Source organism: Paenibacillus turpanensis (genome assembly GCF_011421635.1).
Taxonomy (GTDB): Bacteria; Bacillota; Bacilli; order Paenibacillales; family YIM-B00363; genus Paenibacillus_AK; species Paenibacillus_AK turpanensis.
Map to the genome: position 1 here is coordinate 1 of NZ_WTLI01000033.1, position 25,005 is coordinate 25,005.

Consider the following 25,005-nt stretch of genomic DNA (forward strand, 5'->3'; position numbering starts at 1 on the left):
TTATCTGTAGGAAGAAAGCTGCAATCACTTCCAAGGAGGTGCTTTGCAGTCTCGAAGGCTTACAGTAATTGCATTTTTTAAACATTTAATGTAAAATACCCAATAGGAAAGCGTGGAAGAGGTGGGGGTATGAGGTGGAAGCGGAAGGCTTATATTCAGTCCATTTGCGTAATTTCATATTTCCATTCCATTAGGACACTAAAGCATTTATTGCTTTAGTGTTTTTTATTTTATGGGGGTGTAATAATTGTCAAGGTACAAAAGGATTCTCGTTAAGCTAAGTGGTGGAGCAGTCGCAGGCAACTCAGAATTTGGTTTTGAGCCAGAGAGGTTAGACCTTATCGCGAATGAAATTATGTCAGTAGTTAACTTAGGCATTGAAGTATCGTTGGTTATAGGTGGGGGTAATATTTTCAGAGGTAATATGGCGGAAAGCTGGGGGATAGAAAGGGCAGAAGCTGATAACATTGGAACGCTTGCGACTGTAGTAAATAGTTTAATGCTTCGCGGAGTTCTTAAATCCAAGACCAAAAAGGAAGTACGGGTAATGACGGCAATACCTATTACTTCAGTTGCAGAACCATACATCCGTCTAAGAGCAATCCACCACCTAGAAAAAGGCTATATTGTCATTTTTGCAGGGGGGAACGGTCAACCTTACGTTACAACAGACTATCCTTCAGTACAAAGAGCCATAGAAGTTAATTGTGACGCCTTATTAGTTGCAAAGCAAGGTGTTGATGGTGTCCTTAATGCAGACCCTAAACTTGAAAAAGATGCAAGGAAATTTCGTTCGCTTCATTACAACGACGTTTTAAAACACAACTTAAAGGTAATGGACCAATCAGCTTTCATTTTAGCCAGAGACTACAATCTGCCAATGCATGTGTTTAACTTCGATAAACCAGGCTCGATGAAAGAAATTTGTGAAGGGAAGAATAACGGTACGATAATTAGTGGCGAATCAGTTTTAGAGTTGGAATAAAACATGTTAGAAATACTACTCCCCCTTGATTTAGCGGAAGAAAAGTTCCATAAAAGAGAAGTTCTATCCAAAGAAACCACTCCATGGTTAAGAGTGGTTTTTGTCGTATATGCTGATGTATATATTTTGGTCGAACTGTACTATGTGTTTAGATACATTGCGGTGAAACGTACCATAAATGACGCAAAGCAATTTACCTTAGTTGTTTAATTTGAGGCGTACGTTATTTCAAAGCTTTCGAACAGTACGACATCGATACGTTGGTCGCATTATTCCATGAAAACGGAAGCTTGTCGATGCCGCATTTATGATCTGGGTTCGTGACAGTTCAAATCTATCTTCATTTTACAATACAACACGCAACCCTCCGATTTAGTTGTGCGATTTGGATTGCCGACAGGTTTGGATGCGAAATAGATTTTTTCGATATACCGATGATTTTACGGTGGCCGGATCGTCTATACTTATGAATCACAATCGAATCAAAACTCGAGGAGGAAAAATTTTATGACGATTAAACTCACCCCTTATATTACTTTGGAGGGACGTGTAAAGGAAGCAATTCAGTTTTATGAACAAGCCGTCGGTGCAGAAATTCTCTCCATTGTTACTTACGGTGAAATGCCGGACATGCCCAATACTTTCAATGACGAGCTGGGGAGTCTTGTAGCGCACGCCAAGTTAAAAGTAGGTTTAACTGAACTAATGCTCTCGGATGCGCCAGGTGGCTCGCCTATTGAAAACGGAAAACGGGTAACTATTTGCATTACAACGAATGATGTAGAAAAATCAAAACGAATTTATGAAGCCTTGCGGCAAGAAGGGCAAGTCAATTTGCCATTTAAAGAAGAACCTTTTAGCCCGGGATTTGGTGATGTAACGGATAAATTCGGCGTGACCTTTCAAATTTATACGGAAGTTGAACACTAATTGCGGACAAAGAGTTGCCCAAATGATATACAAATCAATATCCTGCTCAAACATAAACCACATCTTTTGTTCTAAGTTTACTTGTTCTATTGGTCGATATCCTTCAGCGGCCGTATCACAAGCGACGCAAATTATCTGTAGGAAGAAAGCTGCAATCACTTCCACGGGAGTGCTTTGCAGTCTCGAAGGCTTCAGCCTTTGAGCTGAAATTGGTACAAGCGCTGTGCCTGGTTGTGTGAGATCCACTTAGGGACATGCTTCATAAGTTGATTTCTGACACTCGTGAATAGGAAGCTTTCCGATTGTGCTATTTTGCCCATCATCAAGGATTGATTAGAAATTTGTTTGATTCTCTTTCTGCGTCTGGCATCGTAATCTACGAATGCTCCCTGATAAGTGCGCTGTATGCGAAGGCATTCGGCCAAAATACGAGCATCCTCAATCGCTTGGCAGGCTCCCTGTCCCATATTGGGGGTAATCGCATGAGCAGCATCGCCGATAAAAACAACCCGATCCGAGTAGAAGCGTTCCATGGGTATGATATCCACGATATCCCGATGGATCATGTCTTGAGAGGTCGTTTTCAACAACAGATTCGGTATGGGGTCATGATAGTTCCGGAACAGGCGATGCAGGTCTGTCGTCGAGTAGTTTGCAATGCCGAGATCACCTTGGCGGGCGTTGATAAGCGCATACCAATACACGTCGTTTTTGGGCAGCGGGATGATGCCGAAACGGCCCTTCGTTCCCCACGTCTCGATAAAACGAGGGGATACGCCGGGAAGATCGTCAACCGAAACAATACCGCGCCAGCAGGTATAACCGGCATAGCGATAGGTATCTTTTTGAATAATCTGTTTGCGAATGTTGGAGTGGATGCCATCCGCAGCGACGACCAAGTCGCCGACCGCCTGACTGCCGTCACGGAACGAAACCCGCACTTCGTTATCCTTTTGCTCAAGCCGTGAAAATGATTTCCCCCATGCTACCGTGCCAGGAGGGAGTGCAGACAAAAGAATCTGATGCAGATCTTTGCGATGGATGGCATGTATGCGGCCATAGCTGGAAGGGACTTTAAGTTGAGTGATCGGTCGGCCTCGATCCGATACGATATGGAAGCCATCGCTTGAATAACTTTGATGGATGATTTCTTCGGAAACGCGGTATGGTGTTAGCGCTTGAAGAGCGTTCGGGGCGATAAGGATACCCGCACCGGCTGTAGTTGGCTCGGTATTTCTTTCGTATACTTTTACCTTCATTCCAATTTGCTGCAAGGTGATGGCAGCGCATAGACCCGCGATTCCGCCACCAATGATCAGGATTGTCTGTGACATCGGTATCTCCACCTCCTAGATACAATCAATACCTTCCCATACGACCTCTAACTGTTTTCTAAATGATTCGCTTAGGGTTGTATATTGGACTTCCAGCAGCGTCCATGACAGGACCGTGTGAAAATAAACACCAACAATCGCTCTGGCGATGACATCCGTTTCCCAACGGCTATGCAGTTTACCGTTTTGTTTTGCACGGTCGATCATGGATGCCAGCTGTAGATGCAGTTGTTGAACTCTTGTTGATTCTTTTCCCGCTAGGGAGGCTGATTTGATGATTTCCAATGTAGCCAGTTTCATGAGTTCACTATGTGATGAAAAGTGAAGAAGCAGATCGTCTAACACAAGCATAATTTGTTCTTTGGGTTCGTCGATATTCCGATGCTTCTCTATGCTTTGCTGTAACAAATCGATCTGGGATTCTCCGAGATATAGCAAGATGTCTTCTTTTTTAGCGAAATAATTAAAAAAAGTTCCTTTCCCAATGCCGCACTTGGCTGTAATCTCCTGAACCGTGACCTGCTCAAACCCCTTTTCCTGAAAAAGCTGAAGAGCTTGTAAAAAAATTTGTTCCTTTAATTCCTTTTTACGTGATTCCCTGAGCATCCGCATACCCCTTTTTGACATGACTAAGGTCATTTGGTGACTACGGTCATAATAGTACTGTTTTATTTGCTTGTCAAACGAGCGCCAAAGCCCAAACCCTGGGTGCCTTATTTTCTGTACTAAACGGTGCGTTTATTGTGAGATCGGGGATAACATTATACTCTAGTAGTAGGGGTGAATGTAATGGATAGTGCAAAGGTAGGGCGATTAATACAAAGCCTTCGAAAAGAAAAAAATATGACCCAACGAGATTTAGCCCTTCTTATGGATGTGAGCGAGCAAGCGATTTCCAAGTGGGAACGTGGTATCGGGTGTCCGGATATTTCACTGCTGAGTCGCTTATCCGAGATACTAGGGGTCAATATTGAGAAAATACTGTCGGGGGAATTACGACCGAATGATCAAGATAGTGGAAGGTTGGGGCAAATGAATTGGTTTTCATGTAAGGGCTGCGGTAATGTGATAACAAGTACAGGGGGGATCAGTCTTTCCTGCTGCGGTAGAATACTAGAACCGCTTCAACCAAATCCGATAAACGAAGAACATAGTATAACGGTTGAGGAAGTAGAGGATGATTATTACGTTACTCTGAAGCATGAGATGAGCAGAGATCACTATATCTCTTTTTTGGCTTATGTTTCACTTGACAGAGTTCTTATCGTCAAACTATATCCGGAACAAGATGCCGAGGCACGGTTCCCTAAGATGTATGGGGGAACCCTATATTTCCACTGCAAACAGCATGGGTTGTTTCAGTACGATTTGAGGAGATATAGGGGAAGGAGGGGACCAAAAGGTGAAGAAAGCATTACTGATCATTGACATGCAAACCATGCCTTTTGTCTGGAAAGATTACGGAGGCAAGGCCCTTTATCATGAGGAAAAACTAATTATGAATACAAGGCTTTTGATTGACAGGGCTAGGGAAGCTCAATCGCCCATATTTTATGTTTTATACACGGAGACGACAGGGCCGCGATCGGTTGAACAACCATTATGGAAAATAGTAGATCCCCTTGCACCTGCGCCAGAGGATTTCCTTATTATCAAGTATCATGCAGACTCCTTTCATGAAACGGATCTTCACATGTTGCTGTGTAACAATGGAGTCGAGGGGTTGGTGATATGCGGTATTCAAACCGAATACTGCGTAGATACAACGGTGAAAAGGGCTTATTCCTACGGGTATAAAATTGAGTTGGCTAGCGATTGTACTAGCACCTTCGATTCCGATGAGTTAACAGCCGAACAGATCATACGTCATCATAATCACTTGCTGCAGCAGTTCGCTACAATTTTGCCATCAGATCAGGTGCTGTTTTAGAGTTTAGCTCCCAAAACGTAGGGTCATCCGCATAGGATGGCCCTTTAAAACTTGCCCAGACAGCGCGGTGAACCGTATCATAAATAAGGGCAAGTTCTTTAAGCAACTTTTTGAGGCACAAATGGTTGCGACGTTATCTTCAGTCCCACCTATACTTAATTTTGAAAGGAGGGAATGAGATGGAGTGGCTGGAGAGAATGAATCGGGCGATTGACTATATTGAGGCGAATCTGACGGAAGAGGTTGAATTAGGGGAGGTGGCCCGCATGGCTTGCTGCTCGTCGTATCAGTTCCAACGGATGTTCTCGTTCATTACGGACGTGACGCTTGCGGAGTACATTCGCCGGAGACGACTGACGCTTGCCGCGCTGGAGCTACAGCATGGAGGGGCGGAGAAGGTGGTCGATGTTGCACTGAAGTACGGCTACGAATCACCAGTCTCGTTCGCGCGGGCGTTCAATGCGCTGCACGGGATCACGCCAGCCATGGCCCGTCAGGAGGGGATTGCTCTCAAAGCCTACCCCCGTCTGTCCTTCCTTATCACAATCAAAGGGGCAGAGGCAATGAATTATCGAATCGAAACGAAGGAAAGTTTTGAAGTGTTCGGAATAGAAGGTGTATTCCGCGTCGATGGGGGCGGGGAGGCGCCGCAGACACCGGCGAAGCTGTGGGAGAAGAGCCATGCGAACGGCGACGTGAAGCGCCTTGAAGCGTGTGCGGGTGAGTCGCCAGCGTTCGTCAGCCGGGATTTGCATCACGTCCATGCCGTATGCAGCTACCGGAAGACCGGAACGGACACATTCCCATATATGCTGTGCGCTTTTAAAGGCGAAGACAGCAAAACGGACGGGTATACCACGGTGAGTATCCCTGCGCACAGATGGGCGATTTTCCCGTCAAATCCGCATCCATGGGATCAATTCGGAACAACGATCGAAACGCTATACAAACGTTTTTACACCGAATGGCTCCCCACGTCCGGTTATCAACAGGTGGATGGGTTAGAATTGGAACTAACCGGCGATAAAGACGGCCTCAACTATATCGAACTCTGGTTTGCGGTTCGTAAAGCGTAGTAGGTTCTTAGAGTTTTAAATCCATGTTCTCGTTCAATAACTGGTGGCCAGACTGGATATCACTTCCGACAAGATGTTGTGCGAATTCTCAATCGAAATCCGTATCGCTCGACAGGTCAAGGGAATCGTTCGTGTCGAGAAGCGCCAACCGTATGCCTCGCTCTGCCGCACTTACGTGAAGCCGATCCTGTAGATTAGGCGTTTCACAGTATAGGGGTGGCTGGTGAATCGTTCGGTAATGAATCGGCAGAAGCGTCTTAGCCCCCAATACATAGGCTGCTGCGATGGCTTGCTCAGGTCCAAGCGTGATGGGTTGCCCGCTTGGAGGGTCGCCGCGGAACTCGACAATGGCGGCATTAACAGGCATACAGGCGATGTCGAACGGACCGTTGGTGCTCTTAATATTCCACCAGTGGCCATGCCATAGCGTATCGCCGCCATGAATCAGCCTTTTTCCACCGCCCTCCACGACCCAACTGACTTGTGGGTCTCCGAATCCATCCATGGCGAAAACCGCGATAGCTTTCGCTGAACCGATTCGTATGGATTGGCCGGTCTCCACACCGTAAAGTTGTTTCAGCGGTGTATCCCCAAACAATTGAAGTGAATCTACCGGCAGATAGACGGGTATCTCTTCACCGTAGAATCGGGCAATGGCTTCGGGATCAAAGTGATCGGGATGATGGTGGGTAATCAGGACAGCATCAACCTTTCCGAACACATCGAGGGGATAGAGTGTTTCATGAGAACGTTCATATTTTGGTGGGAAATTGTACAACGGATCGATGGCGATGCGTGTCGTTCCGATCTCTACTTTAACTCCAGCCCAGGGCAATTTCGTAACGATCATTGCACTCATCCTTTCTGAGAATATTCCCTCAAGAAAAGTGTAATGGAAAGAGTTAATTTTGTACAATTGAACAAAGTGAATAGTTAGTTCATAATAAATGAATTATGAGCGAGGTGAGATCGTGGATATCAATGCCTTTAGAACCTTCCAATGGATCGTAAAGCATGGAAGCTTTAATCGGGCCGCCGAGGAAATGAACTATGCACAATCAACGGTGACTACGCAAATTCAGAAGCTCGAAGCAGACTTGGGCATCCAGTTGATCCAAAGGGGAAAGAAAATCCGGTTGACAGAAGCGGGGAGGGAGTTCTACGAACAAAGCCAAGAGATCTTGCAACGGATGGAGCAATTACGAACGAGCCTGACGGATCTGCACACCGGGGAGTCAGGAGTAGTTAGAATCGGTGTGATGGAGCCGACTGCGAGTTTCAGAATGCCTACTTTGTTGAAGCCATTTACGGTCAAATATCCGAAGGTGAAAATTTCACAAATGATCGCGGGCACTTCTGTCTTATTGGAGTCTTTGCTGCAAGAAAAGATTGATTTTGCAATTTGTTCCTCCCCGAATGTGGGATCCGAGCTTTATTTTCAGCCGCTCTTTCATGAAAAGTTTATCGTCCTTATGCCCGATGATCACCCGCTTTCCGGGTTTGCGGAGCTTGAGCCAGCGCTTCTACAAGGTTATCGACTATTGGTCACGTCCGCTTCCTGCGCCTATCGCAGAAAGGTTGAAATGGTTTTACGCGAGTCAGGTGTCCTAGCCATGGACACTATGGAGGTTGGCAGCATGACTGCGATGAAACCGTTTGTGCAAAACCGGTTCGGTATCGCTCTAGTTCCTTCGTTCATCGTGGACCCGGTTCCAGAAGGACTGACTGTACGTCCGCTGCGTGGCGCTTCCGTCGATATGCTTATCGGACTGGTCTGCAGAGCTTCTTCTCTAACCCCGACCGGGGCTAATCTATATAACTGGTTGAAGCAAGAATTGCATGCCTTATAGGCAATGACCCAAGAATTCGCCAATAGACCCGATACGGGGAACCGTATCCTAAATAAGGGCAAGTATTTAGCTATTACCCACCGATCCATGTAAAAATGGCTGCGACCAATAAACCCACCCACCCGAGGTGTCTACCTTTTGTACCGATAAAAACTAAAGCTGAGCCCGCGAGCATGGAGGTAGCTACTATATTTGCAACATATGAGAATGTAGGATCGTGCGAGGAGTGAGATGCAAGCCACAATAGGAGGAAAGCCATTCCCCACCCAAAGACCGAAAGCGCATGCCAGGTAGCCCAAATAATGCGCACATTACATTCCCTTATGACCTACCTCCCTCAGTCGGTATGAAGCCACCTCGCTTCATCTTGCAGAATATCAAGAGCTCACCCAGCACACTGTGAATCAAGCCAACCACAAAGGTAATGATTGAAGCACTAAACATGAACCAATTCATATTTAAGTCTCCCGGAGTGGAAATTAGGTTTCAATTACAGCTTAGCATACTTTTATAACAAAGGACCTCAAAGGATCAACGACAAATTGCCGTTACAGATAGGCATGATGATACTACATTGTTATCTACGAATTTTCCAAATCCAGTTGCCTTGATTCCCGGTGTCTCCGACTCATGAATATCAAGGACAATGAAAGTACCGTGAGGATCATTCCCAGCAATCGAAATCCCTCGAAGCTAAACTTACCTCCCATGACGATGCTTATCAATAACGAAGAGAGAATGGTCCCCAGATATCTTGATGTTTGAAATAGTCCGGATGCTACGCCGATGATTTCTTTGGGAGAACATTTGAACAAGGCCGCTTGCATACCGACATTGTTCAACCCATTGCTAATTCCGAATGCAGCCAAAGCCAAGCATATAAAGATAACTGGAGAAGTTTGATTCAACGTCACGATCCACAATGACCCCAATGTCATTAGAATTGCGGATACGAGTAATGCAGGACGAGGTCCTGATTTATCGATCCATTGTCCTGCTATTGGAGAAGTAACCAGGGAGCACAAGCCCAGGCTTAGCATGAGAATCCCCGTGTGGAACTCACTGACATGACGTACCATTTGCAAGTAGGACGGAAGCCCAAAAAAGATGGAGTAAAAAAGTACGTTAACGAGCATGAATTCGACATTAACCAAAGTCATCGCAGGATATTTGGCGAAGGTGCGCAAAGGGATAAAGGGGGATGTCGATTTTAACTCGTGTCGTACGAAAGCCCCCAGTGTAAAGAGGCCGATCAGCCCGATAATGATATGTCCCAATGAGACATTTCCAAATGAATTTGCTGACAGTAATCCAATAAGCAAGGCAATTAGACCTAAAGTGAAGAGAAGGATCCCTGACGCATCAATCCAATCAAACCATGTGCGTAAGGGCATGTTGCGCGCAACGGCTGTTGACGTTTCGTCCTTAGGAATCGTCCTCCAAGCTATTAAAAAGCTTGCCGCCACGAACGGAATATTGACGAAGAAGATCGAAGGCCAATCCCACCAGTGAATCAAGACCCCGCCAATAAAGGGTCCAATGGCTGCCGCGCCTGATAGAAATATGGATAATACCGACAGTGCAGTCGCTTGTTTCTCCGTAATATGAATTCGTACAATAGCTATTCCAACCGCAACCATCATGCTTGTTCCGATGGATTGCAAAATACGGAACACGATAAGCCATCCAAAGCTGGATGATAGTGGAGCTAGTAAAGAGGCCACGAAGGCTACAACAAGTCCGGTAAGAAAGATCCTCCTGCGACCGAATAAATCACTGGCCTTTCCCATGACAGGTTGAGCGACAGCACTCGCAATGTAGAAGGAAGAAATAATCCAGGAAACAGCGGTAAAGTCAAGTTGGTGTACATTTTGCAGCCTTGTAATAGCGACTGAAATCATCGAAGAATTTAATGGGTTCAATAATACCCCCATTCCAACGGAAACTAATAACCACCTACTGCGAACATCCATAATTCGGTCCCCCTTCAAAGCATCTCAATGTCATCGTACTTGAAGAGGGGTATAAACTCCAACGCATTCTGTGCTATGATTTCATTGATTTGAAGGAATGAATGGAGGGCGTGAAATGGAACTTCTTCAACTGCAATATTTTCTCGCGGTAGCCCGCTTGGAACATGTGACTGAAGCTGCAAGAAGTCTGCACGTTACACAATCGTCTCTAAGCAAAACGATTCAACGCTTGGAGGAGGATTTAGGGGTGCCTCTGTTCGATCGAACAGGAAGAGGACTGCAATTAAATGAGTTTGGAAGCAGTTTCCTTCACCGTGTGGAAAGAGCATTATTCGAATTGGAACAAGGGAAGCAGGAGATTAGTGATTTATCCAGCCCGGAACATGGCACAATCGAATTGGCGGTGACCAATGCAAGCACGCTGCCAGATATTCTTCGAAGGTTTCGGAATAAGCGCCCCAATATCCAATTTCATGTGCAAATGCTGACCACGCAGGAGATGGTTACGCTTCTTCATCGAGGAGAGGTCGATTTCTGTTTGTCCTCACCTCCGATACAAGGGGGTGGGATTGGATCTCAAGTCGTGTATAAAGACCCCATCCTTATCGCAGTCCCAAAGGTCCACCGGCTGGCAGATCGAAGCAGCGCATCCTTGGCAGAGCTGCGGGATGAATACTTTGTCGGTGTAAAGAGGGGCTATCATACTCGGGATTTAGTAGACTCCGTATGCAGATCGGCTGGATTTACACTTAAATATGTGTATGAGGGAAATGAGCCTACCAGGTTAAGCGCTATGGTGGAAGCCGGAATTGGTATTGCCTTCATTCCAAGCACGGCAATAAATCCAAGAGAAAACATCCATTACCTTCAAGTAGAGGGACATGAATTGGTACGGGAGATTGCTTTATTATGGAACAGGAGTCGGTACATATCACGGGCTGCTCTGGAATTCCGTGACGTAGTTGTAGAATATTTCGAGATGCTTTCCAAACGGTAACATGCCGCATCTTGCCGTTACAGACATCACGGAAGATGCAGCGGCTGTTGATCGAATATCGAAGCCGGCATTCATAGCCGCTTGAATCTTCTGAAAGAGTTTAATATGGAGGCGAACAGAAAATTTTTTAGACATGAATCAAGGCACCCAAGCGGGTGCCTTTTGATTTCGCTCTATAGGTGATAAGGGAACCGTATCACTTATAAGGGCAAGTTTTTACCGGAAGGTGCTTGAGCGGATTAGGCTATCTAGGTATGACTCCGCAATAGCAGGAGATTGCGGCCATTCAAGCTCATCCGGTTGCCTTCTCCCAAAAATCGCCTAAATTAACCGTTACAACCTCGATAATCTCTTCTACCATCGATTCTGAAGTGCCCCCCGTCAAGTAGACAAGGAATAAAATTAAATGATTAAGCGGCCTTAGCTCGAGCTTCCATCGGGCTAAGGCTGTTTAGTTTTTTCTGTAACTGTTCGTAATTATAGAAGTGAACATGTTATTGGAGTTTAATCGCTAGTAGCTTAAGATCCGTCGAGAGATTCAAGGCCTTCAACTCCATACAGTTCCGAGCTGGGCCTTATCAGAAATAGCTTGCTACCATTTGAGATAAATAATTTCGAAAGTCTTCAACATAGGTTTTGGGTTCTACAACGATTAGATGAGTGCCGAAGCTTGCTAAAAATTGAAACCCCGTACGATTTTGAGGGACATGAATGGTTGCTACTAATAATCCAGAAGGATGGTCTTCAATACTCTTTCGACCATACCTTTCGATGATTTGATCTTTGATGCTAGGCGATATCCTTGCCTTAATCGTGACGAGCTGCGGTAGATAACTTGCAACGCGCCCTTGCTCTGACCAATCGTCTCTAGGATGAAACGCGCGTTCCTCCACAGTAATATGATCGATCCGAGATAATTTGAATGTTCGATATCCCTGCCGATGCAAACAGAATCCCTTCAAGTACCAGCTCGATTCGCTAAAATGCAGCTCATAGGGCTCGACCATTCGATTCGTTACAGCCCCGTCTTTATCCGTATAATCAAACGAAATCAGTCTTTTCTTTAAAATGGATTCTTGACATATCTTTAAGGTTTCAAGAATCTCCGACCGACCATCCCAATCATAAAATGAAAGTTGAATGGAACGATTCAGAGACAATGGGCTGACCATTGCCTCTATTTTTTTTATCGTTCGTTCAACGTCCTCAGTAAGGAGGATTTGTTCCAATCCGCCGAGCGCAGTTAAGATGTTTTCTAAATCGGAGCTGCTTAACAGGCGTTTATCAACCTTGTATTCATCCATGATGCCGTAGCCGCCATTTACCCCGTGGATAGAGTAGATCGGGATGTTCGATAAGCTTAATGTTTCCATATCGCGCAGGATCGTTCTTTTGGAGACATGGAATAGTTCTGAGAACTCCGTCGTAGAAACAACCTCTTTTTTCAGCAAGATCATGATAATCGAAATGAGTCTCTCCACTTTGTCCATAACTGCCCTCTTTTTTCCACATGATTTCAGAATGGTGACACTAAGATGTCACCTATTATCCATTATACTACAGGTATCACAAGAAGGAGGTTATGTTAGATGTCTGCTATTGCGTATTTGAACTTTGATGGGGTTGCCGAACAAGCGATTGAATTTTATTCGGAGGCTCTACAGGCAATTGAGGTAAAAAAGGTTACTTATAAGGATTTTCCGCAAGATCCAAGTTACCCGCTGCCCGAAAATGAGTTGAACATGATTATGGAGTCTTCGATCGAATTCGCGGGCGGGAAAATCATGATGTCGGATTTGCTGCCTTCCATGAAGGGAGTGACGGGTGAGTTAATGAAAGGAAACAACGTATGGATCAGTTTAGTCTATGCGGATAAACAAAAACTGGAGAGATACTTTAAAGGTTTGTCGGTTGACGGTCATGTCATCATGCCATTATCCAACACTCCGTGGTCATCCTGCTTCGGTATGCTAGTGGATAAATTTGGGTTTTGCTGGAAATTTAATAGCGATGCGGATCAGTTTCTGGACAACGTAATATCCAACAAACAGTAACTCATTCTGAAAAAATGGCCTTGCAATTGAAGGCCATTTTTTTATACCGATGGAGGCATGATTTATGCAAAACAGCCATTCTTCACTTATCTTTTTTTTGGCATTAGGTATATTCGGCATCATCACAACGGAAATGGGAATGATCGGCGTTCTCCCGCAAGTCGCTCAAAAATTTCACATCGCCCCTGCTGAGGCTGGATACCTTGTAAGTGTATTTGCACTAATCGTTGCGATTTCAGGGCCATTCCTAACAGTACTTGCTTCCGGCATGAATCGAAAGGCGGTCTTACTATCGGCGATCCTGATGTTTGCCGTCTCAAATGTGGTATATGCATATACGAGCAGTTTCGAAGTGATGCTGGCCTTCCGGATTGTTCCCGCATTATTTCACCCTGTCTTTTTTTCGATTGCGCTTGTGACCGCTGCCAGCCTTGTTCCTCCCGAGAAGAGCGGCAATGCGGTCACTTGGGTGATGGCCGGAATCACCGTTGGATTTGCTTTTGGCGTGCCGATTACATCCTATTTCTCCACAACGATTTCGCTGGAAGCTGCCTTCTTGTTTGGAGCCATCGTGAGCGTAATTGCCTTTATAGGCATACTGCTCTGGCTGCCCTCAACGCCTGTTAAGGTGAGAATGTCTTTCGGCAAACAGCTCAACATATTACGCAAGCCTCAATTGTGGTTAACGATCTTGATCGTGGTGATGATCTTTACAGCGATGAGTTCGGTTTACAGCTATTTTGCTGAATATCTTGGAGAAGTCACCCAGATGAACGGTACCTGGATCAGCGTGATGCTAATGATCTTTGGCGTCACCATGATTGCAGGAAACTTCTTGTTCGGGTACTTGCTAAACAAAAGCATGAAAGTAACGGTTATCCTGTTTCCTCTCATTTATGCGGTCGTATACTTTTTTGTTTACTATTGGGGCTCTCATGTATGGCCGATGGCGGTCATCGTCTTCGTGTGGGGTGCTGTACATTCCGGAGGCCTTATTTTAAGTCAAGCCTTATTGATGACGGATGCGAAAGAAGCCCCGGAATTTGGTAACAGCTTATTCGTTTCCTTTTCGAATGTGGGCATTACGGTAGGGACATGGATCGGAGGCTTGTTTATTTCCCAGTTGGGCGCGCATCAGCTTATCTGGAGCGGTATCATGCTATTGTTGATTGCCTTTATCCTGATCATGATAAAAGCGGCAGTTATAAAACCACAGGTTGAAAAAGCAAGCATGAATTAATGGATATTTATGAAATGAAGATAGGAGATTCGTCTACAGCTATGGAAATGGAAAAATTAATTGCCGTGCGAACGAGAGAAGAACTTCGGGTTTGGTTGCAGGAAAATGGTAAGGCTGAAAAGTCATGCTGGGTCTTGGTTAGTTTGACGCCAAAAAAGGATACGGTCTTATATTTGGACGCGGTCGAGGAAGCGCTGTGCTTTGGATGGATCGATGGCTTCAAAAAGAAAATTTCCGAAACAGAGTTGGCTCAAAGGCTTTCTCCTAGGAGCAAAAAGAGCTCATGGACGGAATTGAACAAAGAACGTGTGCGCCGCCTCGAAAAGTTAGGGTTCATGACAGACGAAGGAAGGAGGGTTTTGCCTGATTTGGATCCTCAATCATTTCGAATAGATGAAGTGATTGAGCTGCGGATCAAAGAGGATCAGCAGGTATATGACCATTTCAGAGCATTTCCAGAGCTTTATCGAAGGATTCGGATCGATACGATACAAAGCGTGATGCATCAACCGGAATTGTTTAGGAGTAGACTACACAAATTCATAACGAACACGAGAGCAAACAAAATGTACGGTCAATGGAATGATTTTGGACGTTTGCTCCATGATTAAGGTTTGACGGCCATGGGGCCGTTTTTGTTTTCGCTGATAGCCCCGTTACGGTGAACTCACAAGTGATGGGAGATGTCGAGATGAATTATCGAATTATACAAAAAGGACCCTTTGAAATGTTTGGTGTGTATGGTCTTATCAATCAGGACATGCAGACAGCATTTACTGAAACAACACTTTCTGTCCCTTCCTTAACGTGGGCTATCTTCCCAGAACCGCGGTGTGAATTACCAAAACTGTGGGAACGAATATATTCTGAATGGTTTCCTACATCTGATTATGAACAGGTGGAAGGTCTAGTTTCGAAATGTATTACGGAATGGCTGGTCACGAAGTTGAAACTGCCGAGATTTGGATACCAATTAGGAAGAAATAATTATGCTCGATCTTAATTATGAGCACTGCCAAGTGAGATATAGCGAATTTATAAGCAGGGCCATCCCGCAAAGGATCAAGGTATCATTTCTAATATCGTTGTATATACTTGTATATACACGTTATTGGAGGTGTGATAAAATGAGAGAAAGGAATCGAAAAGAGGGGGGAGTTTCCATGTCGACCACCGTACAAAAGTGGGGAAACAGTCTGGGTATTCGTATTCCCAGCCAAATAGCCGAAAGAATTGCAGTTAGCCAAGGATCGGAAGTTGACTTAATTGTGGGTGATGATCACTCGCTCATTATAATTCCCAAAAAGAAAAAGCCGACATTGGAAGAATTGTTGGCCCAATGCAGACCGGAAAATCGCCACGATGAAATTGATTTCGGTGTAGAAGGGAAGGAATTGCTTTAGATGAGTGCAGATCGAGGAGATCTAGTATGGATAAACTTTACTCCCCAAGCAGGTCACAAGCAAGCCGGTAGAAGATCTGCAATTGTGCTCTCACCAAGAGCGTTTAATGCAACGACGGGATTTGTTTCTGTTTGCCCAATCACTCATACGGTCCGAGGCTGGGGGTATGAAGTATTGCTCCCCGATGGGTTGGTGTTTAACGGGGTCATTTTAACGGATCAGATCAAAAATCTTGATTGGCAAGCTAGACGCATTGATATCGTCGGAAAAGCTCCGGATGAAGTAGTCAATGAGTGTTTAAACAAAATTCACACATTTTTGTAGCGGGTCCCAATATAGGGGCTGGCTTTTTTATTTCGAACAGACAATGGCGGGGAAGTTATATTCTCCTATGCGATGATACGCAGAACCGTATCATAAGTAATGGCAAGTAGTTCGGATTTCCTTGCGGGGTGTTGGCTTGTATATATGTGTTTAGGCCCAGGTTTAAGGGGACGCTGTTTCGAAGGATTAACGGATACTCTACAAAAGAAAGGGTCATCCTGCAAAAGATGGCCCTTAAACTTGCCGTTACAATGCAATGTATATAACTGAAGAGAGCAGGATCGGTGAAATGACAGGTAATCATAGACAACGCTACCGTTTTAGTGAAGCACCAATATGGAATATTCAGAAAAAGTATTACGAAGAAGAAGGAATGGAGGCTTGGAACAAGGGGCAAGTTCCTCAATATATCACGAGTAATCCGATGATCGCTACGGCATATGCAGAGATGATCTTTGCGTTCCTTCAAGACAGGGCAAATAAGGAATGTTCTTCAGAGCCTGTTTACATCGTGGAGCTTGGAGCGGGAGCGGGGCGTCTTGCGTATCATGTGTTGCATGAGCTGAGCCAGTTAATACAATATGCGGGGATCCTGCTGCCTCCATTTCGCTATATCATGACGGATTTGGCGATGAGCAACATCGAGGCGTGGCAGGAGCATCCCGCGCTACAATCCTTTATTGCCCAGGGATTACTAGATGTTGCGCAGTTCGATGCTGTGCATGATACCGTAATAAACCTCATTGGCTCAGGCGTAACCATTAGCGAAGGAGAGCTAACGCAACCGTTAGTCATCGTGGCCAATTACTTCTTTGACAGCATTCCGCAAGAGTTGATTTATGTTGGCGATGGACAAATGTACGAAGCAGATGTTGAAATCGAATATCCCGAACATCATGATTCCCTTCAACATTCGGAATGGTTAGAGCAAATCGCGTTACACTATGAGTATCGAAGGGCGCAAGAGTACGAAAAAGAAACCTATCCATACCGCGACGTCATTTCTCTGTATCAGGAACAACTAGAAGACTCGCATATTTTATTTCCTAGCGTTGGAATCACTTGTTTGGAGAGATTGAATCGATTATCTCAGGCGGGATTTTTGTTGATTACCGCAGACAAGGGAGATCACTTACTGGACAGCTGGAGATTCGCGGAACCACCGGAGTTGGTTCTGCATGGCAGCTTTTCTTTAACGGCAAATTACCATGCGATTCGGCATGTCTTTGAACAAAGAGGAGCCGCGGCTTTATTTCCCCCGCATCATTATAAAAATATTAATGTCGGATGTATTCTCCATCTGGATCAACCGAGGGACTATCCGAATACGAGGTTAGCTTATCGGCGGTGTATCGAACGCTTTGGTCCGGACGATTTTTTTAGTATGAAGGAATGGGTAGACAGCAATCAAGATCGTATGGGAGTACCGCAATTTTTAAGCTTTTGGCGTCTGGGGGGTTACGATGCAGAATTTCTCATTCAGCACGCAAAGCGGCTCACCAGTATGCTGCCGGATGCCGGCGATGAAGAAAAACAGGACATGGTAAGAGGCATACAGCGGATGTGGTCGTCATACTACGCGATGGGGCAGCGGCATGATTTGGCGCTTACTGCTGGTTTGATCCTGTTTGAGATGGGTATGTACGAACACGCCAAACCATTCTTGGAGATGGCGGCAAATCAAGTCCAAGAGGAGGACTTATTCCTCGTATATTATGGCCTTGCCATCTGTTGTTTCGAATTAGAGTTGGTCGAGGATGCCTTAAGGTACGCAAGAGAAATAATAGAGATTAAGCCTGATCATGAAGAGGCATTGATGTGGATCAGCCGTTACTTGTAGCGGGAATCAAATACAACCCGGAATGAAATAGACTGGGATGCTCCACAATATGGTATATACTTACGTCATACGTTGTTTAAACAAAGGGGTCTACTTATGGATGAAGGAAGCTTTAAGGATTATAAATTAAGCGAGGAAATTCTCCGTGCGCTGGATAGTATGGGATATCGACAGCCCACGGAAGTTCAAAGCAGCGTAATCCCCTCTGCGCTCGAGAAGAAGGATATGACCGTGAAATCCCGCACAGGAAGCGGTAAAACCGCGGCTTACGGGATTCCGATCTGCGAAATGGTGGAATGGGAAGAAAATCGGCCGCAAGCTTTAATTTTGACGCCAACGCGCGAGCTTGCCGATCAGGTGAAACAGGACATCATGAATATTGGCAAGTATAAACGAATCAAGGCAATTGCCATTTACGGGAAGCAGCCTTTTGCTAGACAGAAGACGCAATTGACCTACAGAAATCACGTTGTCGTCGGTACGCCGGGTCGGGTGATGGATCATATCGTGAAACAAACCATCGACTTGGAGCAAGTGAGGTTTCTCGTCATTGACGAAGCCGATGAGATGTTGAACATGGGGTTTATTGAGCAGGTAGAGAAAATCATCCGCGAACTGCCCAAGGATCGTATGACCATGCTGTTCTCCGCGACGCTGCCCAAAGATGTTGAGACTTTATGCCATCGGTATATGAATCATCCGTTGGATATCGAGATTAAGACGGCAGGGAAAGCGGTAAGCCAAATCGAGCATTCGCTTTACCTGGTGAAGGAAGAGAACAAGCTTCAATTACTGCGGGCCATCACCGTGGTCGAGAATCCAGACAGCTGTATTATTTTTTGCCGAACGCAGTCTAGGGTCGAGGCTGTGTTTCAAGAATTAGAGAAGCTGGGATACCCCTGTAACAGAATCCATGGGGGAATGGAGCAGGACGATCGCACTCGAGTGATGGATGAGTTCAAGCAGGGGGAATTCCGCTATTTGATTGCGACGGATGTAGCCGCCAGAGGGATTGATATCGAAAGCATCAGTCACGTGATCAACTACGATCTTCCATTAGAGAATGAAAGCTATGTACATCGGACGGGTCGAACGGGAAGGGCCGGCCATTCCGGGAAAGCAATCTCCTTTGCAACGCAGAATGAGGAGAAATTCGTTCTCAATATTGAAAAATATATCGGGTTCGAGATTCCCAGGAAAACAAGTCCTTCAAAAGAGGCAGTAACTCAGAGGAAGGCTGCGTTCGAAGCGAAGCTCATGAAGCAGACAGCCATCAAAAAGGACAGGGGCTCCCGTCAAGATGTCATGAAACTGTATTTTAACGGCGGGAAGAAAAAGAAGATCAGAGCGGTAGACTTTGTCGGCACTATTGCCAAAATCGAAGGCGTATCGGCCGAAGACATCGGGATTATCACGGTAGAGGATAATGCCTCCTATGTGGATATACTCAACGGCAAAGGCCGCCTAGTCCTTCATATGATGCAGGATACAACGATCAAAGGAAAACTGCTCAAGGTGCAAGAAGCCAACAGAAAATAGATGCACAGCTCCCCACGCCGTCCCATTATGAGGTAGACAGAGATGTGAGCTGCGGGAACTAAGTGTAAATAGATCGATTTTACATAACTCGCCCGATAGGGAACGAGATAAAGAAAGGACAGAAGTGCCGCCCTGTCCTTTCTTACGAATACACCTGCAGAGTTTGCATTTCGACCAAGGTTATAGATCGACTCTCCAATTGCCCATCATCTTGGCGACCTCCGGATCTCGGTACGATAAGAAGAGGCTTTCCTGTGTATCGAGGGTTGAAATTTGTTCCATATCATCCGCGCTTAGCTCAAAATCGAAAATGTCGAAGTTTTCGACGATCCGTCCCTTGCGTACGGATTTTGGAATGACAACAATTTCTCGTTGAACAAGCCAGCGCAATACGATCTGGGCAACGGATTTGTTGTGTTTTTCCGCGATCGACTTTAGAACTGCGTTGCTAAACAGGTTATTGCGTCCTTCTGCGAACGGCGCCCACGATTGGTGCTGCACGCCCTGCTCTTTTAAGAAAGCAGCGCTCTCTGTCTGCTGGTAAAACGGGTGCGTTTCAATCTGGTTGACGGCGGGCACGATTTCGCTATGCACAATCAGGTCCATCAGACGGTCGGGCAGGAAGTTGCTGACCCCGATCGCTTTGATTTTTCCTTCGCGATACAATTCTTCCATCGCGCGCCAAGTGCCGTAGTAATCGCCGAACGGCTGGTGAATTAGATACAGATCGATATAGTCGAGCTGCAGCTTCTTCAGGGATTTTGCAAATGCAAGCTTGGCACTCTCGTATCCGGCATCCTGAACCCAAATCTTGGTCGTGATGAACAGCTCCTCACGCGGTACACCGCTGCGCTTGATCGCGCGTCCGACCGCTTCCTCGTTAAGGTAACCGGCGGCGGTGTCGATCAAGCGGTAACCGGCCGACAGCGCTTCGTACACCGCGTTCTCGCACTCTTCAGCATCGGGAATCTGGTAGACACCGAAGCCTAAGATCGGCATTTTCACACCATTGTTCAACGTTACAGTTTGCATTACGATTCCTCCTATGGTTCAAAAAGTATATCAGCAACCGGTGCGTATCCCGGAAATCGGGGACTGAAGCGGGATTTCCGATTACGGTTCAGTTGCATTACAATAAGCTTAATACCTTCGTGTTACACGAAGGCAAGAGGCTGTTATACTTTTTTTTCCAAGGGGGAATTCACATGTATACGGTCAAAGAAGCCGCTCAGATTACGGGACTGACCGAGCACGCCGTGCGCTTTTACACGGATAAAGGTCTGGTGCCCAGCGTACAGCGCAATGAGAATAATATTCGAATATTCGACGGAGAATCGATCAACTGGCTGCATGGCGTCAAATGCCTCAAGCAATCCGGGATGCCGATTGATGTTATTAAAATGTATATCGATTTATGTATCGAAGGGGATTCGACCATTCCGCAACGCTATACGCTCATGATGGAGCACAAAGAAGCGGCGCTCGCTAAGCTCGAAGAGGCCAAACTGCACGTGGCTCATTTGGAAGAGAAGACAGCCCTGTATCAAGCCATACTGGAGCACCGCATCCTAGACACAACCAATCCCGCCAATTGGGACAGAATTCAGCATATGCATGGTGACGTATTTTATAAGGCTTCACGAAGAGTCTGAATGTCGAAGCCGTAAAACAGTATACGCTAATGCCCTTATGTGAACTAGCAGTAACAAGAATATGTAAGGAGGTTGTCTATCGTGTTTGCCTTACATAAGAGGGGTCATCACGTTGCAAGAGCAGCTGTCTTCCAGAAACCAGAGGACGATGAATATGAAAAATAAATTCTCAGTAGGGGAAATGGCGAAGCTTCACAATACTTCCATTAAAACTTTACGATATTATGATGAAGTCGGTTTATTAAAACCGATGGAAGTCGATACCTCCAACGGATATCGGTACTATTCAACCGAACAGTTCGAGCAGTTGAACACCATCCATTACTTAAAGGAATTAGGGTTTTCGCTAAAAGAAATTAAGAGACATCTGGATCACCGGGATCTTGACGGTTATTTGCACTTATTAGAGAAACAAAAACAATTAACGGAAAATAAGATAAGAGATTTGGAACGGATGAGACAAAGATTCCAGAATAGAATCCAGGACATTAAGCAGGCCCGACAAGTAACGAACATAGGAGAGCCTTCCATCGTGGATATGGAGGAAAGAGTAATCGTAAGGCTAATGGAGAAGATTAGCTCCGATCCGGAGCTGGAGGTTTCTCTGCGAAACCTAGAGAACCTATCGAATCGCAAATCCTCGATATATATTGGTGGCGTCGGGCTGACGATCAGTATGGAACAATTGAAAATCCATAAATTCGATCAGTATAATTCCATATTTATCTTGACGGAAGAGGAAGATATTCAAGGTCCTTTCGTTGACACTTTTCCGAAGGGGCGATATGCCAGCATCTCTTTTAGGGCAAGTCATCATAACTCAGCCCCATACTATGGAATCTTGCTCGAATATATGAAAGCGAATGGTTTTGAAATGAAAGGAGACGCGATTGAAAGAACGATAATCGACCATTATATTTCCAATCGACCGGAAGACTACCTCACTGAAATTCAAATCCCTGTTACGTGTTGACCCTCCCCCTACGGGAGGGTTTATTGTTTGTATTGATTCTAAAAGGAGCTGATAAAGGATGGTACAACTCCATCAAAAGATGTGGTCCATGTCGTTCATTTTTGTGCTGGTTTCCAATGCGTTAGTGTTTATGATTTTCGAAATGCTGATGCCGACCCTCCCCTTATATGTCACGGCTCTTGGAGGAGGGGCAAGTCAGGTTGGCCTCGTTACGGGGATATTTATGTTGTCTGCCATTATCGTTCGCCCATTTGCGGGATTTTTGGTAACAAAATTTGAAAAAAAGCAGCTTTTAATTACGGGTATTTTGCTCATGGCCCTATCGACTGGCGCTTACTATTTCGCAAATCATTTCGTAACGTTACTTGTGATTCGCTTGTTTCATGGGGCCGGTTTCGGACTAGCCACGACTTACTTTGCCACACTTGCTGCAGAGGTTATTCCGAAGGAGCGACGGGGGGAAGGGATCGGGTATTTCGGGGTTGGCGAAACGGTAGCTATTTCGGTAGGTCCTATGATTGGAATTATGGCCAAGGAGTTATATGGCTTCCAAGGATTGTTTTTCGGAGGGATGGCCGTCTTATTCCTGGCGGTTCTTATGGCGGTTTTTATCCAGAGAGTCCCCAAAGAGAAAAAGTTGGATCAGCAAATGATTGTAAAAGTAAAACTGCTGGAAAAACGGGTGCTGTTTCCTTCCTTGCTCATCTTTTTAATCGGAATTGCGGCAGGAGGCGTGATGTCATACTTTACTTTATACGCAATAGAAAAAAGGATTTTACACATGTAGGCGCATTTTTCTTGCTGATCGCGGCAGCAAGCTTTGTGATTCGTCTGGGATCCGGGAAGGTGTTTGATCGATACGGACCTGCTATGATCTTAATCCCAGGCTCCATCTTATCGATTGCGGGTTTAATTATGTTATATGCGGCAGTCAGCGACAGCATGTTTTTCTTGGCGGCTCTTTTATATGGATTTGGATTCGGGGCTATATTCCCGGCGCTTCAAACCTGGTGCATGAACGCAGTTGGGGAACACGAACATGAGGATGCGATGGCTTCGTTTTTCAACTCTTTTGATCTAGGGATTGGCGGAGGCTCACTTATACTAGGAATCATTGCTGACGTTTTTTCCTCCTATCAAACCGTCTACATGGTCGCTTCCATGATGTATGCGGGATGTTTAGTTCTCTACATCGGCCGTCTGTGGGCGAAGAAAAAATCCTTTAATAGAGCGTCTGATTTCGGATCAGAATAAATGGCCTTCTGGATGACGGGTTAAGCATATATGGGTTTCCTATTTTCTTAATCGTTCTTTATTTAAAATATCATCTACAACATCTCTGATTGTTCTGTGTTCCAACTCTTTTTCCAAAGCCCGTTGAGCGGCCGAAAATGAAATTTCAACGGAATCCTGGATGTTCCGACCTACGAGACAATCCGGATTAGGTTTGTCATGTACGGAAAATAGTTCATCTTCCTGTACTGCATTTACCGCCCGATAGACATCTAACAAGGTTATGTCCGAAATGTCCTTAGCTAGGGTTGCACCAGCAATTCCAGGTTGTACATACACCAGTCCAGCCTTTTTTAACATTCCTGTTATTTTTCTTATAACGGCAGGATTGGTATTTACGCTCATTGCAATATTTTCAGAAGTGTTCAACTCCGTCTTATCGATTTCCAGCAAGGCGAGGATATGGATTCCGACGGAAAATCGACTGCTAATGCTCATTATTTATTCACCACTTTTTCATCACGAAATGTTGTATATAACGTCGTTGGAATTAGTGCGAAACTCACTACATGCAACTATGTTAGATATTTGTTTAGTATCTGTCAAACCTAATTTCAGTATTAAACCTATCATAAATGACAAGCGATTTTATACTGTGTTGACAGGCAACCAAAATGTAACTACAATGATTACATGTAACCACGATGAATACATGTGGGGTTTGCCAAAATACTAGGAGGGACTAAAACATGAATATTGGAGTTATTGGAGCAAGTGGTAAAGCAGGGAATCTGATTCTTCATGAAGCGATTGAACGAGGTCACATCGTTACAGCAATCGTTCGTGATGCAGGGAAGGTTAACAATCAAAGTGTACCTGTTTTAGAAAAGAATATCTTTGACTTAAAGGCAGAAGATGTGAAAAATTTTGATGTCATCGTCAATGCATTTAATGCCCCATCTGGAGAAGAACATCTTCACGTCGAAGCAGGAAGGGTGTTAATCGAAGCTCTTCAAGGTGTTCCATCGACAAGACTAGTTGTTGTTGGCGGGGCGGGAAGCTTATTTGTAGATGAAGCGAAAACAGTAAGAAACTTTGATACTCCTGAATTTCCCGAAGCCTATCTTGCAACTGCCAAAAATATGGGAAAAAATCTTGAAGAACTACAACATACAAATGGAATCGTATGGACCTATATTAGTCCAGCGGCTTATTTCGATGATGAAGGTAAACGTACTGGAACTTATCAAAAAGGTGAAGACCAATTACTGTTCAATTCAAAAGGTCAAAGCTATATCAGCTATGCCGATTACGCAATCGCTGTGTTGGATGAAATCGAAAATCCTCAGCACATAAACGCTCGCTTTACCGTTGTTGCTGAAGCGGAGTGATGATAAAACGGTCACGCTCAGACCAAGACCAATGTGGTTAGTTGGAAAAGAATAATTACCTTGTTAAGGAAGATTGTCCCGGAGGTCCAATAGATCTGGGGATGGTCTTCCTTTTTTGTGTTTTCGATATAGGGAGCAGGGACATTTTTATAGTATACAGCTGGAAAATGGAGCTCATCATGATGCCGGGGGAAGAGGTCCACATCGGCTTCAAGATGAGCTCCATTTCATAATCGCAAGTTCGGATATCGAAGGACATTACTTCGCCGGCTGGAGCTGTG

The 25,005-nt window shown here is 45.1% G+C and carries 24 protein-coding genes and 1 pseudogene; 18 read left to right on the forward strand and 7 right to left on the reverse strand.

Annotated features, from left to right (window positions below):
• Nucleotides 1–247 precede the first annotated feature (247 nt).
• Nucleotides 248–985 carry a UMP kinase gene (gene pyrH, locus GQS10_RS21765; protein WP_166246219.1) on the forward strand — a complete coding sequence of 246 codons (738 nt, stop codon included), beginning with the start codon at nt 248–250 and terminating at the stop codon, nt 983–985.
• Nucleotides 986–1,492: 507 nt separating this feature from the next.
• Nucleotides 1,493–1,915: a VOC family protein gene (locus GQS10_RS21770; RefSeq protein WP_166246221.1), complete on the forward strand. Its 423-nt coding sequence runs from the start codon at nt 1,493–1,495 to the stop codon at nt 1,913–1,915.
• 191 nt (nt 1,916–2,106) lie between these two features.
• Here GQS10_RS21770 and GQS10_RS21775 read toward each other — a convergent pair whose 3' ends face one another.
• Together GQS10_RS21775 and GQS10_RS21780 are read right to left on the reverse strand one after the other, a co-directional pair.
• Nucleotides 2,107–3,249, reverse strand: coding sequence for an FAD-dependent oxidoreductase (locus tag GQS10_RS21775; protein WP_166246223.1), 1,143 nt, complete (start codon nt 3,247–3,249; stop codon nt 2,107–2,109).
• A 15-nt stretch (nt 3,250–3,264) separates the two neighbouring features.
• On the reverse strand, nt 3,265–3,855 hold the full coding sequence (locus GQS10_RS21780; RefSeq protein WP_166246261.1) for a TetR family transcriptional regulator: 591 nt from the start codon (nt 3,853–3,855) through the stop codon (nt 3,265–3,267).
• A 183-nt stretch (nt 3,856–4,038) separates the two neighbouring features.
• Between GQS10_RS21780 and GQS10_RS21785 the strand changes: the two genes are divergently transcribed.
• The 3 genes from GQS10_RS21785 (at nt 4,039) to GQS10_RS21795 (ending at nt 6,255) form a co-directional block, all read left to right on the forward strand.
• A complete protein-coding gene (locus tag GQS10_RS21785; protein ID WP_166246225.1) occupies nt 4,039–4,677 on the forward strand; it encodes a helix-turn-helix domain-containing protein in 639 nt (212 codons plus the stop codon).
• Complete coding sequence (locus GQS10_RS21790) at nt 4,652–5,179, forward strand: isochorismatase family protein (RefSeq protein ID WP_166246227.1); 528 nt, start codon at nt 4,652–4,654, stop codon at nt 5,177–5,179. The genes GQS10_RS21785 and GQS10_RS21790 overlap by 26 nt, the downstream gene beginning before the upstream one ends.
• A gap of 179 nt (nt 5,180–5,358) precedes the next feature.
• A complete protein-coding gene (locus GQS10_RS21795; RefSeq protein ID WP_166246229.1) occupies nt 5,359–6,255 on the forward strand; it encodes an AraC family transcriptional regulator in 897 nt (298 codons plus the stop codon).
• An 88-nt stretch (nt 6,256–6,343) separates the two neighbouring features.
• Here the strand turns inward: GQS10_RS21795 and GQS10_RS21800 are convergent, their stop codons facing one another.
• Nucleotides 6,344–7,105 carry an MBL fold metallo-hydrolase gene (locus tag GQS10_RS21800; RefSeq protein WP_166246231.1) on the reverse strand — a complete coding sequence of 254 codons (762 nt, stop codon included), beginning with the start codon at nt 7,103–7,105 and terminating at the stop codon, nt 6,344–6,346.
• Nucleotides 7,106–7,202: 97 nt separating this feature from the next.
• Here GQS10_RS21800 and GQS10_RS21805 point away from each other — a divergent pair, with 97 nt between their 5' ends.
• Nucleotides 7,203–8,105 carry a LysR family transcriptional regulator gene (locus GQS10_RS21805; RefSeq protein ID WP_207952391.1) on the forward strand — a complete coding sequence of 301 codons (903 nt, stop codon included), beginning with the start codon at nt 7,203–7,205 and terminating at the stop codon, nt 8,103–8,105.
• A 581-nt stretch (nt 8,106–8,686) separates the two neighbouring features.
• Here the strand turns inward: GQS10_RS21805 and GQS10_RS21810 are convergent.
• Nucleotides 8,687–10,078, reverse strand: a complete 1,392-nt coding sequence (locus GQS10_RS21810; RefSeq protein WP_166246233.1) for an MFS transporter — start codon at nt 10,076–10,078, stop codon at nt 8,687–8,689.
• A 115-nt stretch (nt 10,079–10,193) separates the two neighbouring features.
• Here GQS10_RS21810 and GQS10_RS21815 point away from each other — a divergent pair, with 115 nt between their 5' ends.
• Nucleotides 10,194–11,075, forward strand: coding sequence for a LysR family transcriptional regulator (locus GQS10_RS21815; RefSeq protein ID WP_166246235.1), 882 nt, complete (start codon nt 10,194–10,196; stop codon nt 11,073–11,075).
• A gap of 578 nt (nt 11,076–11,653) precedes the next feature.
• Here the strand turns inward: GQS10_RS21815 and GQS10_RS21820 are convergent.
• On the reverse strand, nt 11,654–12,565 hold the full coding sequence (locus tag GQS10_RS21820) for a helix-turn-helix transcriptional regulator (RefSeq protein ID WP_166246237.1): 912 nt from the start codon (nt 12,563–12,565) through the stop codon (nt 11,654–11,656).
• Nucleotides 12,566–12,664: 99 nt separating this feature from the next.
• Between GQS10_RS21820 and GQS10_RS21825 the strand changes: the two genes are divergently transcribed.
• The 7 genes from GQS10_RS21825 to GQS10_RS21855 all read left to right on the forward strand — a co-directional run bounded on the left by GQS10_RS21825 (nt 12,665) and on the right by GQS10_RS21855 (nt 19,475).
• A complete protein-coding gene (locus GQS10_RS21825; protein WP_166246239.1) occupies nt 12,665–13,129 on the forward strand; it encodes a VOC family protein in 465 nt (154 codons plus the stop codon).
• A gap of 64 nt (nt 13,130–13,193) precedes the next feature.
• Nucleotides 13,194–14,369, forward strand: coding sequence for an MFS transporter (locus GQS10_RS21830; protein WP_166246241.1), 1,176 nt, complete (start codon nt 13,194–13,196; stop codon nt 14,367–14,369).
• A 41-nt stretch (nt 14,370–14,410) separates the two neighbouring features.
• Nucleotides 14,411–14,980, forward strand: coding sequence for a YdeI/OmpD-associated family protein (locus GQS10_RS21835; RefSeq protein WP_166246243.1), 570 nt, complete (start codon nt 14,411–14,413; stop codon nt 14,978–14,980).
• A gap of 516 nt (nt 14,981–15,496) precedes the next feature.
• The gene (locus GQS10_RS21840) at nt 15,497–15,772 is read left to right on the forward strand and encodes an AbrB/MazE/SpoVT family DNA-binding domain-containing protein (RefSeq protein ID WP_166246245.1); all 276 of its coding nucleotides are present in this window, start codon (nt 15,497–15,499) and stop codon (nt 15,770–15,772) included.
• Nucleotides 15,773–16,096: a type II toxin-antitoxin system PemK/MazF family toxin gene (locus GQS10_RS21845; protein WP_166246247.1), complete on the forward strand. Its 324-nt coding sequence runs from the start codon at nt 15,773–15,775 to the stop codon at nt 16,094–16,096.
• A gap of 289 nt (nt 16,097–16,385) precedes the next feature.
• On the forward strand, nt 16,386–17,936 hold the full coding sequence (locus GQS10_RS21850) for an SAM-dependent methyltransferase (protein WP_166246249.1): 1,551 nt from the start codon (nt 16,386–16,388) through the stop codon (nt 17,934–17,936).
• 96 nt (nt 17,937–18,032) lie between these two features.
• Complete coding sequence (locus GQS10_RS21855) at nt 18,033–19,475, forward strand: DEAD/DEAH box helicase (RefSeq protein WP_166246251.1); 1,443 nt, start codon at nt 18,033–18,035, stop codon at nt 19,473–19,475.
• A gap of 180 nt (nt 19,476–19,655) precedes the next feature.
• Here GQS10_RS21855 and GQS10_RS21860 read toward each other — a convergent pair whose 3' ends face one another.
• Complete coding sequence (locus tag GQS10_RS21860; protein ID WP_166246253.1) at nt 19,656–20,507, reverse strand: aldo/keto reductase; 852 nt, start codon at nt 20,505–20,507, stop codon at nt 19,656–19,658.
• 173 nt (nt 20,508–20,680) lie between these two features.
• Here GQS10_RS21860 and GQS10_RS21865 point away from each other — a divergent pair, with 173 nt between their 5' ends.
• From GQS10_RS21865 to GQS10_RS21875, 3 genes and pseudogenes are all read left to right on the forward strand, one after another.
• Nucleotides 20,681–21,127 carry a MerR family transcriptional regulator gene (locus GQS10_RS21865; RefSeq protein WP_166246255.1) on the forward strand — a complete coding sequence of 149 codons (447 nt, stop codon included), beginning with the start codon at nt 20,681–20,683 and terminating at the stop codon, nt 21,125–21,127.
• Between the two features lie 148 nt (nt 21,128–21,275).
• Entirely contained in the window at nt 21,276–22,100 is an 825-nt protein-coding gene (locus GQS10_RS21870) for a MerR family transcriptional regulator (protein ID WP_243735345.1), read from the forward strand.
• A 58-nt stretch (nt 22,101–22,158) separates the two neighbouring features.
• Nucleotides 22,159–23,354: pseudogene (locus GQS10_RS21875) on the forward strand (MFS transporter).
• A 39-nt stretch (nt 23,355–23,393) separates the two neighbouring features.
• Here GQS10_RS21875 and GQS10_RS21880 read toward each other — a convergent pair.
• Nucleotides 23,394–23,831, reverse strand: a complete 438-nt coding sequence (locus GQS10_RS21880; RefSeq protein ID WP_166246257.1) for an Rrf2 family transcriptional regulator — start codon at nt 23,829–23,831, stop codon at nt 23,394–23,396.
• A gap of 251 nt (nt 23,832–24,082) precedes the next feature.
• Between GQS10_RS21880 and GQS10_RS21885 the strand changes: the two genes are divergently transcribed.
• Entirely contained in the window at nt 24,083–24,724 is a 642-nt protein-coding gene (locus GQS10_RS21885) for an NAD(P)-dependent oxidoreductase (protein WP_166246259.1), read from the forward strand.
• Nucleotides 24,725–25,005 lie beyond the last annotated feature (281 nt).

Coding starts and splice junctions, on each gene's coding strand:
- GQS10_RS21770 (WP_166246221.1), top strand. CDS start 1,493: ATGACGATTAAACTCACCCCTTATATTACTTTGGAGGGACGTGTAAAG.
- GQS10_RS21775 (WP_166246223.1), bottom strand. CDS start 3,249: ATGTCACAGACAATCCTGATCATTGGTGGCGGAATCGCGGGTCTATGC.
- GQS10_RS21780 (WP_166246261.1), bottom strand. CDS start 3,855: ATGCTCAGGGAATCACGTAAAAAGGAATTAAAGGAACAAATTTTTTTA.
- GQS10_RS21785 (WP_166246225.1), top strand. CDS start 4,039: ATGGATAGTGCAAAGGTAGGGCGATTAATACAAAGCCTTCGAAAAGAA.
- GQS10_RS21795 (WP_166246229.1), top strand. CDS start 5,359: ATGGAGTGGCTGGAGAGAATGAATCGGGCGATTGACTATATTGAGGCG.
- GQS10_RS21800 (WP_166246231.1), bottom strand. CDS start 7,105: ATGATCGTTACGAAATTGCCCTGGGCTGGAGTTAAAGTAGAGATCGGA.
- GQS10_RS21805 (WP_207952391.1), top strand. CDS start 7,203: ATGAATTATGAGCGAGGTGAGATCGTGGATATCAATGCCTTTAGAACC.
- GQS10_RS21810 (WP_166246233.1), bottom strand. CDS start 10,078: ATGGATGTTCGCAGTAGGTGGTTATTAGTTTCCGTTGGAATGGGGGTA.
- GQS10_RS21815 (WP_166246235.1), top strand. CDS start 10,194: ATGGAACTTCTTCAACTGCAATATTTTCTCGCGGTAGCCCGCTTGGAA.
- GQS10_RS21820 (WP_166246237.1), bottom strand. CDS start 12,565: ATGGACAAAGTGGAGAGACTCATTTCGATTATCATGATCTTGCTGAAA.
- GQS10_RS21825 (WP_166246239.1), top strand. CDS start 12,665: ATGTCTGCTATTGCGTATTTGAACTTTGATGGGGTTGCCGAACAAGCG.
- GQS10_RS21830 (WP_166246241.1), top strand. CDS start 13,194: ATGCAAAACAGCCATTCTTCACTTATCTTTTTTTTGGCATTAGGTATA.
- GQS10_RS21835 (WP_166246243.1), top strand. CDS start 14,411: ATGGAAATGGAAAAATTAATTGCCGTGCGAACGAGAGAAGAACTTCGG.
- GQS10_RS21840 (WP_166246245.1), top strand. CDS start 15,497: ATGAGAGAAAGGAATCGAAAAGAGGGGGGAGTTTCCATGTCGACCACC.
- GQS10_RS21845 (WP_166246247.1), top strand. CDS start 15,773: ATGAGTGCAGATCGAGGAGATCTAGTATGGATAAACTTTACTCCCCAA.
- GQS10_RS21850 (WP_166246249.1), top strand. CDS start 16,386: ATGACAGGTAATCATAGACAACGCTACCGTTTTAGTGAAGCACCAATA.
- GQS10_RS21855 (WP_166246251.1), top strand. CDS start 18,033: ATGGATGAAGGAAGCTTTAAGGATTATAAATTAAGCGAGGAAATTCTC.
- GQS10_RS21860 (WP_166246253.1), bottom strand. CDS start 20,507: ATGCAAACTGTAACGTTGAACAATGGTGTGAAAATGCCGATCTTAGGC.
- GQS10_RS21865 (WP_166246255.1), top strand. CDS start 20,681: ATGTATACGGTCAAAGAAGCCGCTCAGATTACGGGACTGACCGAGCAC.
- GQS10_RS21870 (WP_243735345.1), top strand. CDS start 21,276: ATGAATATGAAAAATAAATTCTCAGTAGGGGAAATGGCGAAGCTTCAC.
- GQS10_RS21880 (WP_166246257.1), bottom strand. CDS start 23,831: ATGAGCATTAGCAGTCGATTTTCCGTCGGAATCCATATCCTCGCCTTG.
- GQS10_RS21885 (WP_166246259.1), top strand. CDS start 24,083: ATGAATATTGGAGTTATTGGAGCAAGTGGTAAAGCAGGGAATCTGATT.